This is a genomic window from Marinifilum caeruleilacunae (genome assembly GCF_013141825.1).
Taxonomy (GTDB): domain Bacteria; phylum Bacteroidota; class Bacteroidia; order Bacteroidales; family Marinifilaceae; genus Marinifilum; species Marinifilum caeruleilacunae.
In genome coordinates, this window is sequence record NZ_RZNH01000014.1 from 12,378 (window position 1) to 26,748 (window position 14,371).

Here is a 14,371-nt window from a genome sequence, read left to right on the forward strand (position 1 = left end):
CATGCAGAACAAAGCAAAAACAGCTTCGATCTGGCTTTTAGGAAAGAATTAACATTACCCTAAAGGGCAACTTACTTCTCAAAAAAGTAATCGGAATCTACTTTACAAATACGCACCGCATATTTCTTGTACCACTCTTCTTTGCCTCGTTTCTGGGCAATCTGATGTGCCGGGTGTTCTTGCCATTTCTTAATGGCCTCAAGGCTTTCCCAATAGGATACGGTAATGCCCAATTCATTTCGTGCCGATTCTACACCCAGGAAACCCGGTTGAGTATGAGCCAAATCCATCATGGTATCGGCCATTTCGGCATAACCTTGATCGCCCTCTTCCCTCAAAGACGAAAATATTACGGCATAATAGGGTGCTTTAATTGTTTTTGCAATCATCCTTCAATAAAATTAGTTTTTACGACTTCCTTGCCTTCCTTATTCAGCATTTGCTTTGGAATACAAGACTGAATGGTTTCCACCACCGATGTCAGCAAGTTTTTTCTCACTTCGCTTTTCAATTGAACCAGGCTAATCTCCCTCACTTTTTCTATTCCTGACAGCTCCTTCAGCAAGTCCTCCTGATCGGCAGGAATCATTAAAGTAGCCAGTTCGGGAACAAAGGTGAGTCCTCCCTTGTACTCCACAATCCTGCGAAGTGCATCAATATTGTTGCTTTCATAAATCAGTTCACTTTCATGCTTTCCAGCAATGGAACACATATTGGCCACCTGGTCCATAAAACAGTTCCCTTCCTTTAGCATCCATACATTTTCAGTATTTATCTTCTCAATCTCAACTTCATCTTGCTCGAAAAGAGCATGTTTTTCGGAGACATAGAGATAGAATTTCTCATAAAAAATGGGCTTTAATTCCAGCTTACTTTTTATTTGAATGGGGGTTGAAATAATGCCTCCATGTAATTCCCCTTCTTTCACGCCCTGCAAAACTTCCTCGGTAATCAACTCTTTAACAACAAGTTTAATTTTTGGAAAACGCTTTTTCAGTTCATCGGCAAAAAGTGGAACCAAATAAGGCGAAAGCGTAGGTATAATCCCTAAATTCAAGTCACCCTGCACCTCTTCCGAAAGTTCAAGTGCAAAATCTTCCAGGTGTTTCGATTGGGTTACCAACAACTGGGCCTTCTCCAAAAACAGTTCTCCATTACTTGTGGTCTCCACCTTTTTTTTGCTGCGATCGAATAGTTTAATGCCCAACTCTTCTTCCAAAGCCTGTATTTGCAAGCTAACCGCAGGTTGAGATACGCCCATAAACTTTGCCACTCGCCCATAACTGCCCAAATTACCCAGGGCCAGTGCGTATTCAAGTTGTTTTAAAGTCATGTAATTAGATTTTGTTATAGATAACTCAAATATAATTAAATTCGCTTATAGCTAATGCACTTCCATTTGATTATCTGGAAAGAATACAAATAAATTTATAGCTTCCCTCACAAAAAGGCATTTAGTTTTATAACTTTGCACTCACAAAATCAATTTACCAAAACACAGTACGTGTTACTTTATACTATAGTGAATGAAAATAGGAATTATTGGTGCAATGGAGATCGAAGTGGTAAGACTGAGAGCTTTATTGTCGGATAAAAATGAACAAAAAAAGGGTGGTTTTGTTTTCTATACCGGGAAACTAAATGGAAATGAGATTGTTTTGTTGCAATCAGGCATTGGCAAGGTTAATGCAGCCATTGGTGCAGCCATTATGATTGACAATTACACGCCCGATTTTGTGATTAACACGGGAGCCGCAGGTGGCTTTCCAGGCGATTTAAAAGTAGGCGATATCGTAATTTCTAGCGAATTGATCCATCACGATATGGATTGTACGGTATTTGGATACAAAACAGGCCAGGTTCCTGGCATGCCGGCAAGTTTTAAGGCCGACGAACGCCTGATTGAACTGGCCGATAAATGCATTCACAGGCTAAGCGATGTGCAAACCAGGACAGCGAGTATTCTTACTGGCGATCAGTTTATGAACAACCCGGAGGCAACCCAAAAAATTAAAGAGATTTTCCCGGCTGCCGAAGCTGTAGAAATGGAAGGGGCTGCCATTGCTCAAACCTGTTTCCAGTTTGCAACTCCTTTTGTTGTTATCCGATCTATTTCGGATATTGCTGGACAAGAGAATGCGGTTGAGTATGAAGAATTTGTAGAAACAGCAGCTGTGAATTCTGCAAATATGGTTGTTGAAATGACAAAAGAATTAGCAAATCAGATAAAAGAATAAGATATGGAAAAGATAGATAGCTTTACGGTAGATCACAATAAATTGAAAAGAGGAATTTACGTATCGAGAAAAGACAAGGTTGGAGCCGAAGTGGTAACCACTTTCGATATCAGAACCAAACTTGCCAACCAGGAACCTGCAATGGATATTCCTGCCATGCATACCATGGAACACCTTGGTGCTACCTTCTTAAGAAATCACAAAGAGTGGTCTGAAAAAACCATTTATTTCGGTCCTATGGGATGTAGAACAGGTTTCTATATTATTTTCCATGGCGATTTAAAATCGGAAGACATTGTGGAGGTAACCAGAGAAATGTTCGATTTTATGGCTGAATTCGAAGGAGAAATTCCAGGTACCAATAAAATTGAATGTGGAAACTATGTAAGTCACGATTTAACCGTTGCAAAATGGGAGTCGAACAAGTATCGCAGCGAAGTACTTTCCGATTTAAAAGAAGAGAATTTGAACTACCCTCAATAGATCGTTCAAAACGACATGAAAGGCTGTCCATTATGCGACAGCCTTTTTTATTGCCTAATTTTCACTAAATTTAGGAAAATTGAGAAGACCTATTGTCTATGAAAATTTCGGGCTTTCGTTGTATTCTTATTACGGTACTGATATTGCTGATTCCCATTTACGGGAACTGGAGACTATTCCTGCAAGGTGAAAAAGCAGAAGGAGTTGTGATTAGAATCAGCAAAGACAGCATTAGTGGCATCTACTCTATCTACTCGATTATACGATACGAAGTGGAGGGCGAGCACTATCGCATTAAAGGTCTCGAAAATGTAGAATATCCAATAGGAAAAAAGTTCACCATCTTGTACCATCCCGATAATCCTCAGGATGCCATTCTGTATAACTTAAAAGGAGTGTACTTCAACCGAATGACCTCTGTTGCCATTGTGCTTTTTGTACTGTGGGTGGCTTTTTACCTTAGTTTCACTCCAAAAAGCGAAAAGCGTAAATCGGAACAGGAACGCTTTAAAACCAATGGTAAATTTTCGCACCACAAACTGAATTAAGCATATCAGCTTGACTCAAATAACTAATTTTCAATCTTTTTAAGATTTCTTGACATTTGATTGGCACGCATCTTGCAATTCGATTGTCAACTGCAGTAGTTAAAAATTTAGGGATAGAAAAATTTATCAATTAGTTATGAGAAAAAATACAGTTAAAATAGTATCAGTTGTCGTATTAGGACTTACAATATCCTTTTCGGCTTTAGCAGATGGCAAAGAATTGACAAAACAGGAAAAAAAGGAATTGAGAAAAGAGAAGAAGGCCATTCGTAAAGCCGAAAGAGAAATGTACGATAAAGCACTGCACGAGCAGGCTTACCAGGCTTTAAAAGATCTCGATTTTGTTTTGGAAGCACATACCGTGCAAGGGAAAAGAGGCAAAACCATTAATGTTTCAGACAATCTGAACTTTATTTCGGTTGAAGAAGATAAAGCAACGCTACAGTTGGCTTTTAGAGGATATGGCGGACCTAACGGATTAGGAGGCATTACATTGAATGGAAGAATCAGCAATAAAAAATACTCCACCGATAAGCATGGCAATAAATTCCTGAAATTTAACGTAATGGGCGCTGCCTTGCATGCCGAAGTGAGAATTGATTTAAATGCTTCGAACAATTATGCAAATGCATATGTTGAGGCTTCGACCAGAAGCGGTAAAATCCAGTTTCATGGCCGATTGGTTCCCAAAAGCGAAACCAGAACCTATAAAAGTGGTTTCGACATTTAAATAACAAACACAACATACGCTCACCGTTCTTTTTCGAAAGAGCGGTTTTTTTGTGCCTAAAACTCGCTAAGCCCAATTTTCGGTTCTATCTTTGCAAACAGAACAAATTTTTAAAGAATGAATAAACCAGAATTATTATTACCCGTTGGGAATCCTGAAATGTTTCATGCTGCCGTAAAAGGTGGAGCCGATGCCGTATACCTTGGACTGCGACAATTTAATGCACGTGGAAGAGCATCGAATTTTACAAGCTCACAATTGCTGGCTCTCATTAAAATTGCCAGGAAGAACAACATGAAGGTTTATCTTACTTTAAATACGGTAATTAAAAACGAGGAATTGCCCGATTTGCTGGATACCTTAAACCTGGTGCAGAAAATTGGTGTGGATGCCATAATCATTCAGGATTGGGGCGTTTATTACCTGGTAAAAAAGCATTTCCCGAAAATTACGGTACATGCCAGTACACAAATGGCACATCACAATTCGCTGGGTGCGATCTATTGTAAAGATAAAGATTTCGAGCGCGTGGTAATGGCCAGGGAATTAACCCTGCCCGAACTGAAAGAGATTCGCAAAAAATCGGATATTGAACTGGAAATCTTTATGCATGGCGCATTGTGCTACTCCTTTTCGGGCATGTGTTTGTTCAGCAGCTTTTTAGGTGGTAGTGGCGCCAATCGCGGCCTTTGCGCACAACCTTGCAGAAGATTTTACGAAACCGGGAAAGAGAAAAGCTATGTATTCAGTTTAAAGGACAACCAGGCCGTTGATGTTTTGCCCGACCTAATGAAAATGGGTGTTGAATCCATTAAAATTGAAGGCCGTTTGAAACCGGCAGAGTTTGTGTACAATGTTTCGAGGGCCTATCGTAAGGTAATTGATGAGAATGATGTAAAAACGGCCAAAGAGATTTTGGCTTACGATATGGGGCGTGAGAAAACTGGTTATTTTCTTGCCGGAAATGTAAACAAAGCCATTACAGAAAATACCAACACAGGAATTTTGATTGGAAGGGTTGAAAAAAGAACAAAGAACACTGTGATTTTCACCTCTAATCATGAAATTAAAGTTGGAAACAGGGTTCGATTCAAGCAAAAAAACGGAGAACCGCAAAAGGCAGTGAAGGTGAAAGAGTTTAGAGAACTGAGCAAAGCTTCCTATGAACTCGAAATTGGAAATGTAGTTGCCGAGAAAGGCGACCAGGTGTACCTGGCCGGAATGATGCAGGAAAAATTCCCAAACAAATTCCGCGAAGAAGGAAAACCACTAAAAGCCAATCTTCACCGAACGGAGAAAGCAAAAATCTTACACTCACTGGGCAAAAAGAACATTCCTCAGAAAGAACAGGTTTACGTTCGAATCGATTCTTTGGCTTGGTTGAGAAAAGTTCATTTGAACGAGGTAAACTACCTGATTTTGAACCTGAAAAAATCGGAATGGGAAGAGTTGAAGTGGGATGTGCCTTTCCTGCAGAAAAATGCACAAAAAATCATGATTGAATTGCCAAAATTCATCCAGGAGAAAGATCTTGATTTTTACAAGCAGCTGTGCAAGAAAGCTATGCGAAACGGATATCAGAATTTTATGCTGAGCCACATCTCTCAAAAGTTGCTATTGCCAAACAAAGCGCGTGTTTCCTGTAACGAGAATGTGTACCTGTTTAACGATGCCGCAATTGCGCACTTGCGTGATGAAAGAATCAATCTGTACAGCCATCCCCAGGAAAATGACCTGGAGAATTTGTTAAAAAGCAATGACCGATTCGGAATTGTACCAGTCTACTTCTACCCACAACTGTTTTACTCGCGCATGCCAGTAAAAACAGTAAACGATGAATTAATTGACGATATGCAGGGCGAATACAATAAAGAACTTCGCGATGGAATGACCATTGTCTATCCAAAACATCCGGTAACGTGGATGCAACAGAAAAATAACCTGTACAAAGAAGGTTTCAGAAGGTTCCTGATCGACCTGAGCAACGAGAAAGTATCCTCGAATACTTTCAAAAGACTGATGAAGAATTTCCAGCAATCGAAACAGGTACAGCCATCTACGAGTTTTAACCTTAAAAAAGGACTTAAATAACAATTAGCAATTATCAATGATCAATTAACAATTAGGAATTGATCATTATTAATTGATAATTGCTAATTGCAAAAAACATGTTGCTAAATGGGTAAAAACCCTTAGTAAAGACAGAGTTTTTTACTATTTTGGCGATTCAACAATTTTAATATTAACACTAAACCTATTAAAGTGAAAAAGACGTTCCTTTATTTACTTGTAGCAGGTGTTGTTTTTACAGCCTGTGATGGAAAAAAAAGCGAGCAAAAGACTGACAATCCGTTTTTTGCTGAGTACAACACTCCTCATCAAACTCCTCCGTTTGATTTAATTAAATTCGAACATTTCGAGCCTGCTTTCATGAAAGGTATGGAAGAAGGTCGTGCGGAAATTGAAGCCATTGCGAACAGCAAAGAAGCTCCAACTTTCGAAAACACAATTTTAGCATACGAAAAATCTGGTGCTTTATTGGATAAAGTAGGAAATGTATTCTACAATATCAAAGGATCAGAAAATACCGATTCAATTGCTGCTTTGGCGAAAAAATTATCGCCAATTACAACAAAGTACTATGGTGATATCAGCCTAAACGAAAACTTATTCAAAAGAATTAAGGCAGTTTACGAGCAAAAAGATCAATTGGAACTTTCTGTTGAAGAACAAACCATGTTAGACAAAATGTACAAAGGATTTGTTCGCGGTGGTGCTAACCTTCCGGCTGACAAGAAAGAAAAACTTCGTGCAATTGATGCTGAACTTTCTTCATTAACGCTTCAGTTTGGCGAAAATGTACTGAACGAAACCAACAGCTTCGAATTGGTTATCGATAACGAAAAAGATCTTGCTGGTCTTCCTGCTGGTGTTATTGGTGCTGCTGCCGAAACTGCAAAAGCTGCTGGTAAAGAAGGCAAGTGGATGTTCACAACTCAGAAGCCAAGCATGTTGCCTTTCCTACAGTACGCAGATAATCGTGATCTTCGTAAGAAGCTTTACATGGGCTATGTAAATCGTGGTAACAACAACAACGAGTACGATAACAAAGAGATTGCGAAGAAAATTGTAAACCTTCGTATCCAACGTGCTAAATTGTTTGGTTACAACAACCACGCTGAATACATTTTGGAAAGAAACATGGCTAAAACTCCTGAAAAAGCCTTCGAATTGTTGAACAAGCTTTGGACTGCTGCTCTTCCAAACGCGAAGAAAGAAGTGAAGGAGATGCAAAAAATCATTGATAAAGAAGGTGGTAAATTCAAACTGGCTTCATGGGACTGGTGGTACTATGCTGACAAGGTGAAGAAAGCAAAATACGATCTTGACGAAGAAGAATTACGTCCATATTTCGAAATCAACAACGTACGTGAAGGTGCATTTGCATTGGCTAACAAGCTTTGGGGTGTGAAATTTATTGAGCGTAATGATATTGCAAAATTCAACCCGGAAAACCAGGTGTTTGAAATGCAGGAAGCTGATGGAACTCACATTGGTATTTTCTATATGGACTTCCACCCACGTGCTTCTAAGCGTGGTGGTGCATGGATGAGCTCATTCCGCAAGCAATCAGGTTTCGGTACAGATAAAGAGGTTACTCCTATCATCATGAACATCTGTAACTTTACCAAGCCTGTTGGCGATACTCCTGCTTTATTAACTCCAGACGAAGTTGAAACTTTATTCCACGAATTTGGTCACGCTCTTCACGGATTTTTCTCTAAGTGTAAGTACAACTACTTATCAGGAACTTCTGTATCTCGCGATTTCGTAGAGCTTCCATCTCAGATTATGGAAAACTGGTGTTTCGAGCCAGAAATGTTGGCTATTTACGCGAAGCATTACAAAACTGGTGAAGTAATTCCTGCTGAGTTGGTGAAGAAAATTCAGGATGCTGGTAAATTCAACCAGGGTTTTGCAACTGTTGAGTACCTTGCTGCTTCTATGTTGGATATGAAATATCATACACTTTCAGAAGAATTAACTGATGATGTAATGACTTTCGAAAAGAACTACTTGAACGAATTAGGTTTGATTCCTGAAATCTATTCAAGATACCGTTCTACTTACTTCAACCACATTTTTGCTGGTGGTTATTCAGCTGGTTACTATGCTTACATTTGGGCTGGTGTATTGGATACTGATGCTTTCCAGGCTTTCAAGGAAACTACTTTATTCGATGCTGAAACTGCTAAAGCATTCCGCGATAACATTCTTGCAAAAGGTGGAACTGAAGATCCAATGGAATTGTACGTACGATTCAGAGGTGCTGAGCCAAGCATTGACGCATTGTTGAACAAGAGAGGATTAAAATAAGCTATAACAGATAGCGAATCAAATATAAAATCCGATCCACAATGTGGATCGGATTTTTTTATATTATTCATTATTCATTACACATTATTCATTACTCCTCGTATTCGGCCTTGGTAATATACATATTCAAAATCTTTTGCTGCATGGCATCAATTGGATATCCTTCTGGCTCCAGGACATAATTCATAGCTATACCATCCAACATCGAGGTTAAAAACTCTGTTTCCATTTCGGGATCGGCCGCACCGCTCTTGCTGAAATATTCATTCAGCACATCGAACTTCATGCTCACAATTTTATCTAGTTCCTGCTGGTACAATGGCAGAACACCTGGCTGCCATCGAAGTGCATAGAACAATTTAAAGAATTTTAGGTTCTTTTCGGTCGAGTCGAAATAATCGTTGATAAAGAAGAGCAATTCAACTTCCAGAAGATCTCCATCCTCATTCGGATCCAGTCCATCGAATAGAATATGAACCGCCTCATCCACAATGGTATGCAGCAAATCTTCCTTGGTTTCGAAATAGGAGAACAACTGATCCTCCGAAATATCTGTAGCTTTGGCTATGCTTGCTCCGGTAGCTGCAAAATAACCTTCCTGCACAAAAATTTCTAAGGCTGTACTTAGAATTTCTCTCCTCTTCTCTATCTCTTTCGGTAATTTATTTGTAGGAGCCATAATCACAATTGTTTAAATAAAAACATCGGTTTTTATCTAAGTTACAACAGAAATACCGTTATTTCCAAATATTTACAAATACCAATATGTTCTAAACCTCGATTTGGGAACTAAAAAAAAGAGCCATTCACCTCAGATTTACTGACACTTACAGAGTCTCATGAAACTTTCAATAAATTTGTGTGCAGGTGGATTTGTGTAATTTGAATCTCATCGGGTATTTATTCTCTCCAGAGAGTATGCTTGACTTTCTATACCAGGTGAGTGAAAATGTCTTGATTAGTAGCCCATCGTAAGTTATTACACTGTTGGTTATAGAAAATTACGATAAGATTTTCCAATGATAATTAAGATCACAAAAAAGCCCTCGTTCTCCCTTCAGGAATTCAGCTTCAAGTGCATTTAGAAATGAATAGAAGCAGTCATGTGTTGATTATTTTCTATATTCTATTTTTTTTCGAAACACCATATTCACTCTGAATTTGGAATCATTTATAGAAAATTCCTTATCTCCTCCTTCAGCACCAGAAGCCGTTGCCTGGTATGCATCAACATATTCAAAACCTAATTTGGACATTGCATTTAACAAGTCGGTTTGATTTCTAATTTGTAACTTTTTTCGATTTTGTAACAATAATTCCAATTGCTCCAAAACCTGTTTGTATTCAGATTTTTTGTAATCAATGCTTATACCCGATCCTCCCAATAGCTTGGTATTTTCTGATGTTATGATTACATACTCCGGAAGTTGTTCTATTTTGACACCTGAAGATTCGCTTACACTCAACTCTTGAGCACAAACACTATTTATACTGGCAAATAGAAGAATTACTAAAATAGTTTTAATCTTTTTCATCTTAAAAAATATTAATTGTTAATAGAATTTACAAAGAATGATAATTGGGAGCAATGAACTCCAACTCACATAAGTCCCAACAGTATAGCTAATTATAAATATGCAATCCGATTTTTATTTATACAAGCGATATCGACATATCGTATCTAACAATCGACGAACGCACACTCATAATCGACTTAATTTATATTGAGTAATTTTTGAGATCGTAATTTGGCTTAATGGAAAGTAAAAATCTGCTTCATGAAACATTACTTTTTTGATTCTAAAATTCCAATCAAGAACAGCCTCTATAATTGAAATTACTTTTAAAACGCTTAGAAGAACGCATTAGAAAATGAAGCAAAAAAAAAGGATACAGTAACTGTATCCTTTTCAATTTACGTGATTAACTTGTTTCAGTTCCCCAAAACAATCATTTTAAACCTAAGCTTTACAATTTGGATGATGCATGATCGCATGTTAATATAGATACTTACTAATTTGTCCGGCATCTACCATGATAAAACGGAAGATCATTCCACCCAAAAGGATAAGGAAAGCCGGAAATGCCACAGGTATTTTTTTTCCTCTCAGTTCCATAATTTCCAAAATGGCAGGTACCAGTAATCCCAGTACCACTACTCCACCCCAGAATGGCAATGTATAAGCTCCGCCAAGGAAGAGTTGTGCTGCTTCAATTTGAGCGGCATTACTTGCCAGGAATCCCATAAACAAATGGATGATGAAAAAGATTTCGATTCCGATCAATATCAAATCAATTTTACTAAAAAGGGTTCTTTCCAGATGATCTTTCGACATCCACATGATAACAGCTGCACCTGTAGATAAACCAGAAACCAGGAACAAAGGGCCTAATATTGAGGTGTTCCACAATGGTCTGGCATTAAATGCCGAAAGCAAAATACCGGTATAAATTCCTAAAATTACCGATGAAACAATCATTACCCAGGCCAATGGCTTGCGATATTTGTTCACCATCTTTTCGATATATTCCAACCACTCTACTTTGAATTTCCAGTTGGGAACCAAATCTCTCCAATAGGCAACACACCATACAATTGATAGTGGTGTAACCAGCATTAAAACCCATGCTCCCCAAGACATTGGAGATTCTAAACGGATTGTGGTATACAGTTGCCAGAAATAGAGTTTATTCTTTAAATCGAGGAATAAAGCAAACAAACCAATTACCAAAATAGCCGGCACAAGGAAAGTTGCTCTTCTTACGGCAGTTGGCAATTCTTTTTCCCTGCCTAATATGGTATATAAAGCGGCAAAAAATAAGATTCCTGCTGCCAATCCACCTAAAAATAAATACAATGGAATTTCCCATCCCCAAATCGCCAGTACTGGATCGATTTTGGGATTCATTCTTCCACTAATTATAATTTCTTCGTTCATAATTCGATTGTTTTTAGATTTCGTTCATCAGACTTACCCCAGCGCATAAGAAGCCTGACGAACGGAATCGTATTAAAACTTGAACTTGTTAAAACCTGCCGGAGAAACGCAATACAACAACCAACTTGAATGGCTTTGCCGGCATTATCTTGAATATCATTAAACCAGATAGTAAACGTGTGGTTTTGTTCCCACTTCGGGAGCCAGCACTTTCCAATCTCTGTTTTGTAACAATTGATATACTTTGCTTTCCTTGTCATCCAAATCGCCGAAATACATGCATTCGGTTGGACATACCGACACGCAGGAAGGCAATTTTCCTTCGCTTATTCTGTGATGACAGAAGGTACATTTGTCGACAAATCCGTCGGGATGAGAGTAACGGGCATCGTAAGGACAAGACTGAACACAGGCACCGCAACCAATACATTCGTGGCGAGTTACTTTTACCAACCCTCCTTCTTCGTAATGACTTGCCCCTGTTGGGCAACATCTTACACATGGAGAATTTTCGCAGTGGTTGCATCGCTCTGATCTGAGCTCAATACTCACATTTGGAAATGTTCCTTTTGCATTTTCGATAACCCAGTCGCGACAGTATCCAATAGGAACACGATTTTCGTTTTGGCAGGCAACAACACAATCGCTACAGCCAACACATTTTTTTGTATCAATTACCATTGCATATCTCATGATACTACCTCACTTTCTGGTTTATCTGTTACAAAACTTACAAAGTTTCCACGCATTCCGGTTCCACCCATAATTGGGTCAACCATAACGTTTGTTACCAATTGAGTATCGCTAATTCCCTTACCGTATGATCGTTTCAGTTTCTTATTGGCTCTACCAAATCCGTGAATCATATAAACATTGTCTTTTCCGATACGCTCGGTAACGCGAACTTTAATTGGAAACTCCGAAACAACTCCATCCTGGTTCTTCAGCCAAACCTCCTGGCCATTCTCCAAATTATTATCGGCAGCCACAAATGGGTTCACCCACAGGCAATTTTCGCTCATCAGCTCATTCAGGTTCGGATTGTTAACCGTTCTTCCGAAGGTGTGCATTGGAGCTCTACCATAATTCAGGCGATAATATCCTTGCGGTGGCTCGGGGTGTGGTGTATAATTCGGAATTGGGTCGAATCCTTCCATTTCCAGATCCAGGGAGTACAGCTCAATCATTCCGGTTGATGTTCCAAATTCATGGTAATCATCCTCTTCCAGGAACATTGGACTCTTACGATCTAGTTTCAGAACGCCTTTCTCCTTTAGTTCTGCCAACGAAGAACCTACTTGCTTCAATTGCCAATCGATTACCTCGGCATAACTTTCGTAGTTGAAGTGTTTCGATAATTTCAGTTTCTTAGCCAGTTTTCTAACGATCCAGTCGGATGGTTTCGATAAATATTTTGGCTTAACAGCCGGAACACGAACGGCAATATTAGGTACACGATTCGGAGACAAACGCATATCGTCGTAACGCTCCAGGTAGGTACATTCAGGCAATATAATATCGGCATAACCCGTAATTTCCATTGGCATGGTATCAACCACCACCAACAAATCGAGGTTTTGAATGGCCTCTAAGGTCCTTTCTGTATCAGGAATGGTGGAAATTAAATTGGTTCCCACAACAAACCATCCTTTTATTTTATGATCCGATTCGTTATCGGGATGCGACATATCTACAAATACATTCGCAATTGAAGATCCTGCCAAAGCATATTTTCCATCAAGGTAATCGTTCCAGGTCCAGCTTGCCGGTGGATAACCCGGGTGAGGGAATGAAGGTACTTTTGCTTTTTCGGGGAAGTAGAAACCACCTTTTCTACCCCACGATCCCAATAAGGCATTCAGCATGGCCATTGCCCTGCATCGTTGTGTATCATCGCCATACCAGGTAACGTGGCGGCCAGGATGTATTAATGTTGCTGGTGCGTGAAAGGCCATTTCTCTTGCTGTCTGGCGAATCACATCAGCACTAATGGTGGTAATTTTTTCTGCCCACTCAGGGGTTTTATCGGCAACATGGGCTTGCAAATCTTCCAGACCATAAGCGTATTGCTCGATATAGTTTTTATCGTATAATTCTTCGGTAACAATTACGTTCATCCAAGCCAGTAAAAGGGCAAGATCGGTAGCCGGTTTAATTGGCAACCAGTATTTCGATTTGCTGGCAGCTGTAGATAATCTTGGATCTACAGTAATAATTGTTGCACCTCTATCAATGGCTTTCGACATTTCCTGCACATGAGAGTTGTGCATGTTCTCTCCAATGTGGTTTCCAATCAGCACCAAACATTTGGTATTTTCAAGATCGACTGGTTCTGGAGAGTTGATATTTGATCCAAAAGTAGTATGGAAGCCCACCTCTCTGGGACCTCTACACTGAGCGTAGGAAGGAGCTGTAATATTTCGTGAACCAAAAGCTTTAAACAGTTTTCCGAAATGTGCACCACCCGAACCGTGTTTGAACAAGGCAAGACTTTCTGCTCCGCTTTCGTCTTTAATTTTATTCATTTTTTCGGCGATAAAACGGAAGGCTTTATCCCAACTCACCTCTTCAAAAGTTTGTTTCCCGTTTTCCTCAACACGCATTAAAGGGGTTTTTAAACGATCAGGATCATTGTACATTCCGATTCCTCCTGTACCTCTCGGACAGAATCTTCCGTTAGAATGCGGATCATCTTCGTTTCCTTCAATTTTCCAGATTTCACCTTTTTCATCGGTGTAAACCCATCCGGCACACTTCCAGAAACAAACTTCGCAGTATGTTGGGAAGCGCTTTATTTTTGAAGCATCCATTGGTTCAGCAGCATTTACCTGCCCAATCATGGCATTCAATAGCGGATTGGCTAAAACCAAACCTCCTGCGCCAATTGCGGATAACTTAATAAATTCTCTTCTCGACTTGTTCATCAGGTTGATATTTTAAATTGAACTGATGCTATCTAAACAGATATATAATTTGTGGTTTTCTTTGATTTTACAGATTGAATAGCAAATTCAGATAAACACTACTTTCTTCGTAAATTTATATTTGCAGTAGTCA

General features: G+C 39.2%; 13 protein-coding genes. 6 read left to right on the top strand and 7 right to left on the bottom strand.

The window, feature by feature from the left end:
* Positions 1-71 precede the first annotated feature (71 nt).
* On the bottom strand, positions 72-389 hold the full coding sequence (locus tag ELS83_RS09895; protein ID WP_171595409.1) for an antibiotic biosynthesis monooxygenase family protein: 318 nt from the start codon (positions 387-389) through the stop codon (positions 72-74).
* A complete protein-coding gene (locus ELS83_RS09900; RefSeq protein WP_171595410.1) occupies positions 386-1,333 on the bottom strand; it encodes a hydrogen peroxide-inducible genes activator in 948 nt (315 codons plus the stop codon). The genes ELS83_RS09895 and ELS83_RS09900 overlap by 4 nt, the downstream gene beginning before the upstream one ends.
* 193 nt (positions 1,334-1,526) lie before the next feature.
* Between ELS83_RS09900 and mtnN the strand changes: the two genes are divergently transcribed.
* From mtnN to ELS83_RS22560, 6 genes are all read left to right on the top strand, one after another.
* The gene (gene mtnN / locus ELS83_RS09905) at positions 1,527-2,237 is read left to right on the top strand and encodes a 5'-methylthioadenosine/S-adenosylhomocysteine nucleosidase (RefSeq protein WP_171595411.1); all 711 of its coding nucleotides are present in this window, start codon (positions 1,527-1,529) and stop codon (positions 2,235-2,237) included.
* A 3-nt stretch (positions 2,238-2,240) separates the two neighbouring features.
* The gene (locus ELS83_RS09910; protein WP_171595412.1) at positions 2,241-2,720 is read left to right on the top strand and encodes an S-ribosylhomocysteine lyase; all 480 of its coding nucleotides are present in this window, start codon (positions 2,241-2,243) and stop codon (positions 2,718-2,720) included.
* 98 nt (positions 2,721-2,818) lie between these two features.
* Positions 2,819-3,268, top strand: a complete 450-nt coding sequence (locus tag ELS83_RS09915) for a DUF3592 domain-containing protein (protein WP_171595413.1) — start codon at positions 2,819-2,821, stop codon at positions 3,266-3,268.
* 136 nt (positions 3,269-3,404) lie between these two features.
* Positions 3,405-3,998, top strand: coding sequence for a DUF4251 domain-containing protein (locus ELS83_RS09920; protein WP_171595414.1), 594 nt, complete (start codon positions 3,405-3,407; stop codon positions 3,996-3,998).
* A 117-nt stretch (positions 3,999-4,115) separates the two neighbouring features.
* The gene (locus ELS83_RS09925; RefSeq protein ID WP_171595415.1) at positions 4,116-6,089 is read left to right on the top strand and encodes a peptidase U32 family protein; all 1,974 of its coding nucleotides are present in this window, start codon (positions 4,116-4,118) and stop codon (positions 6,087-6,089) included.
* 171 nt (positions 6,090-6,260) lie between these two features.
* Positions 6,261-8,375 (top strand): M3 family metallopeptidase, encoded by a 2,115-nt coding sequence (locus ELS83_RS22560; protein WP_171595416.1) that lies wholly within the window; start codon positions 6,261-6,263, stop codon positions 8,373-8,375.
* A 91-nt stretch (positions 8,376-8,466) separates the two neighbouring features.
* Here ELS83_RS22560 and ELS83_RS09935 read toward each other — a convergent pair whose 3' ends face one another.
* From ELS83_RS09935 to ELS83_RS09955, 5 genes are all read right to left on the bottom strand, one after another.
* Entirely contained in the window at positions 8,467-9,054 is a 588-nt protein-coding gene (locus ELS83_RS09935; RefSeq protein ID WP_171595417.1) for a TetR/AcrR family transcriptional regulator, read from the bottom strand.
* Between the two features lie 433 nt (positions 9,055-9,487).
* Positions 9,488-9,910, bottom strand: coding sequence for a hypothetical protein (locus ELS83_RS09940; protein ID WP_171595418.1), 423 nt, complete (start codon positions 9,908-9,910; stop codon positions 9,488-9,490).
* Between the two features lie 462 nt (positions 9,911-10,372).
* Positions 10,373-11,314 (bottom strand): NrfD/PsrC family molybdoenzyme membrane anchor subunit, encoded by a 942-nt coding sequence (nrfD, locus tag ELS83_RS09945; RefSeq protein ID WP_171595419.1) that lies wholly within the window; start codon positions 11,312-11,314, stop codon positions 10,373-10,375.
* Between the two features lie 159 nt (positions 11,315-11,473).
* Entirely contained in the window at positions 11,474-12,007 is a 534-nt protein-coding gene (locus ELS83_RS09950) for a 4Fe-4S dicluster domain-containing protein (RefSeq protein WP_171595420.1), read from the bottom strand.
* Positions 12,004-14,238: a molybdopterin-containing oxidoreductase family protein gene (locus tag ELS83_RS09955; protein ID WP_171595421.1), complete on the bottom strand. Its 2,235-nt coding sequence runs from the start codon at positions 14,236-14,238 to the stop codon at positions 12,004-12,006. Before ELS83_RS09955 ends, ELS83_RS09950 begins: the two co-directional genes overlap by 4 nt.
* Positions 14,239-14,371: the final 133 nt, after the last annotated feature.

What these genes read in the sequence shown, in the direction of transcription:
- ELS83_RS09910 (WP_171595412.1), top strand. Translation starts at nt 2,241, where the DNA reads ATGGAAAAGATAGATAGCTTTACGGTAGATCACAATAAATTGAAAAGA.
- ELS83_RS09935 (WP_171595417.1), bottom strand. Translation starts at nt 9,054, where the DNA reads ATGGCTCCTACAAATAAATTACCGAAAGAGATAGAGAAGAGGAGAGAA.
- ELS83_RS09950 (WP_171595420.1), bottom strand. Translation starts at nt 12,007, where the DNA reads ATGAGATATGCAATGGTAATTGATACAAAAAAATGTGTTGGCTGTAGC.
- ELS83_RS09955 (WP_171595421.1), bottom strand. Translation starts at nt 14,238, where the DNA reads ATGAACAAGTCGAGAAGAGAATTTATTAAGTTATCCGCAATTGGCGCA.
- ELS83_RS09940 (WP_171595418.1), bottom strand. Translation starts at nt 9,910, where the DNA reads ATGAAAAAGATTAAAACTATTTTAGTAATTCTTCTATTTGCCAGTATA.
- ELS83_RS09920 (WP_171595414.1), top strand. Translation starts at nt 3,405, where the DNA reads ATGAGAAAAAATACAGTTAAAATAGTATCAGTTGTCGTATTAGGACTT.
- ELS83_RS09895 (WP_171595409.1), bottom strand. Translation starts at nt 389, where the DNA reads ATGATTGCAAAAACAATTAAAGCACCCTATTATGCCGTAATATTTTCG.
- mtnN (WP_171595411.1), top strand. Translation starts at nt 1,527, where the DNA reads ATGAAAATAGGAATTATTGGTGCAATGGAGATCGAAGTGGTAAGACTG.
- ELS83_RS09915 (WP_171595413.1), top strand. Translation starts at nt 2,819, where the DNA reads ATGAAAATTTCGGGCTTTCGTTGTATTCTTATTACGGTACTGATATTG.
- ELS83_RS09900 (WP_171595410.1), bottom strand. Translation starts at nt 1,333, where the DNA reads ATGACTTTAAAACAACTTGAATACGCACTGGCCCTGGGTAATTTGGGC.
- ELS83_RS09925 (WP_171595415.1), top strand. Translation starts at nt 4,116, where the DNA reads ATGAATAAACCAGAATTATTATTACCCGTTGGGAATCCTGAAATGTTT.
- nrfD (WP_171595419.1), bottom strand. Translation starts at nt 11,314, where the DNA reads ATGAACGAAGAAATTATAATTAGTGGAAGAATGAATCCCAAAATCGAT.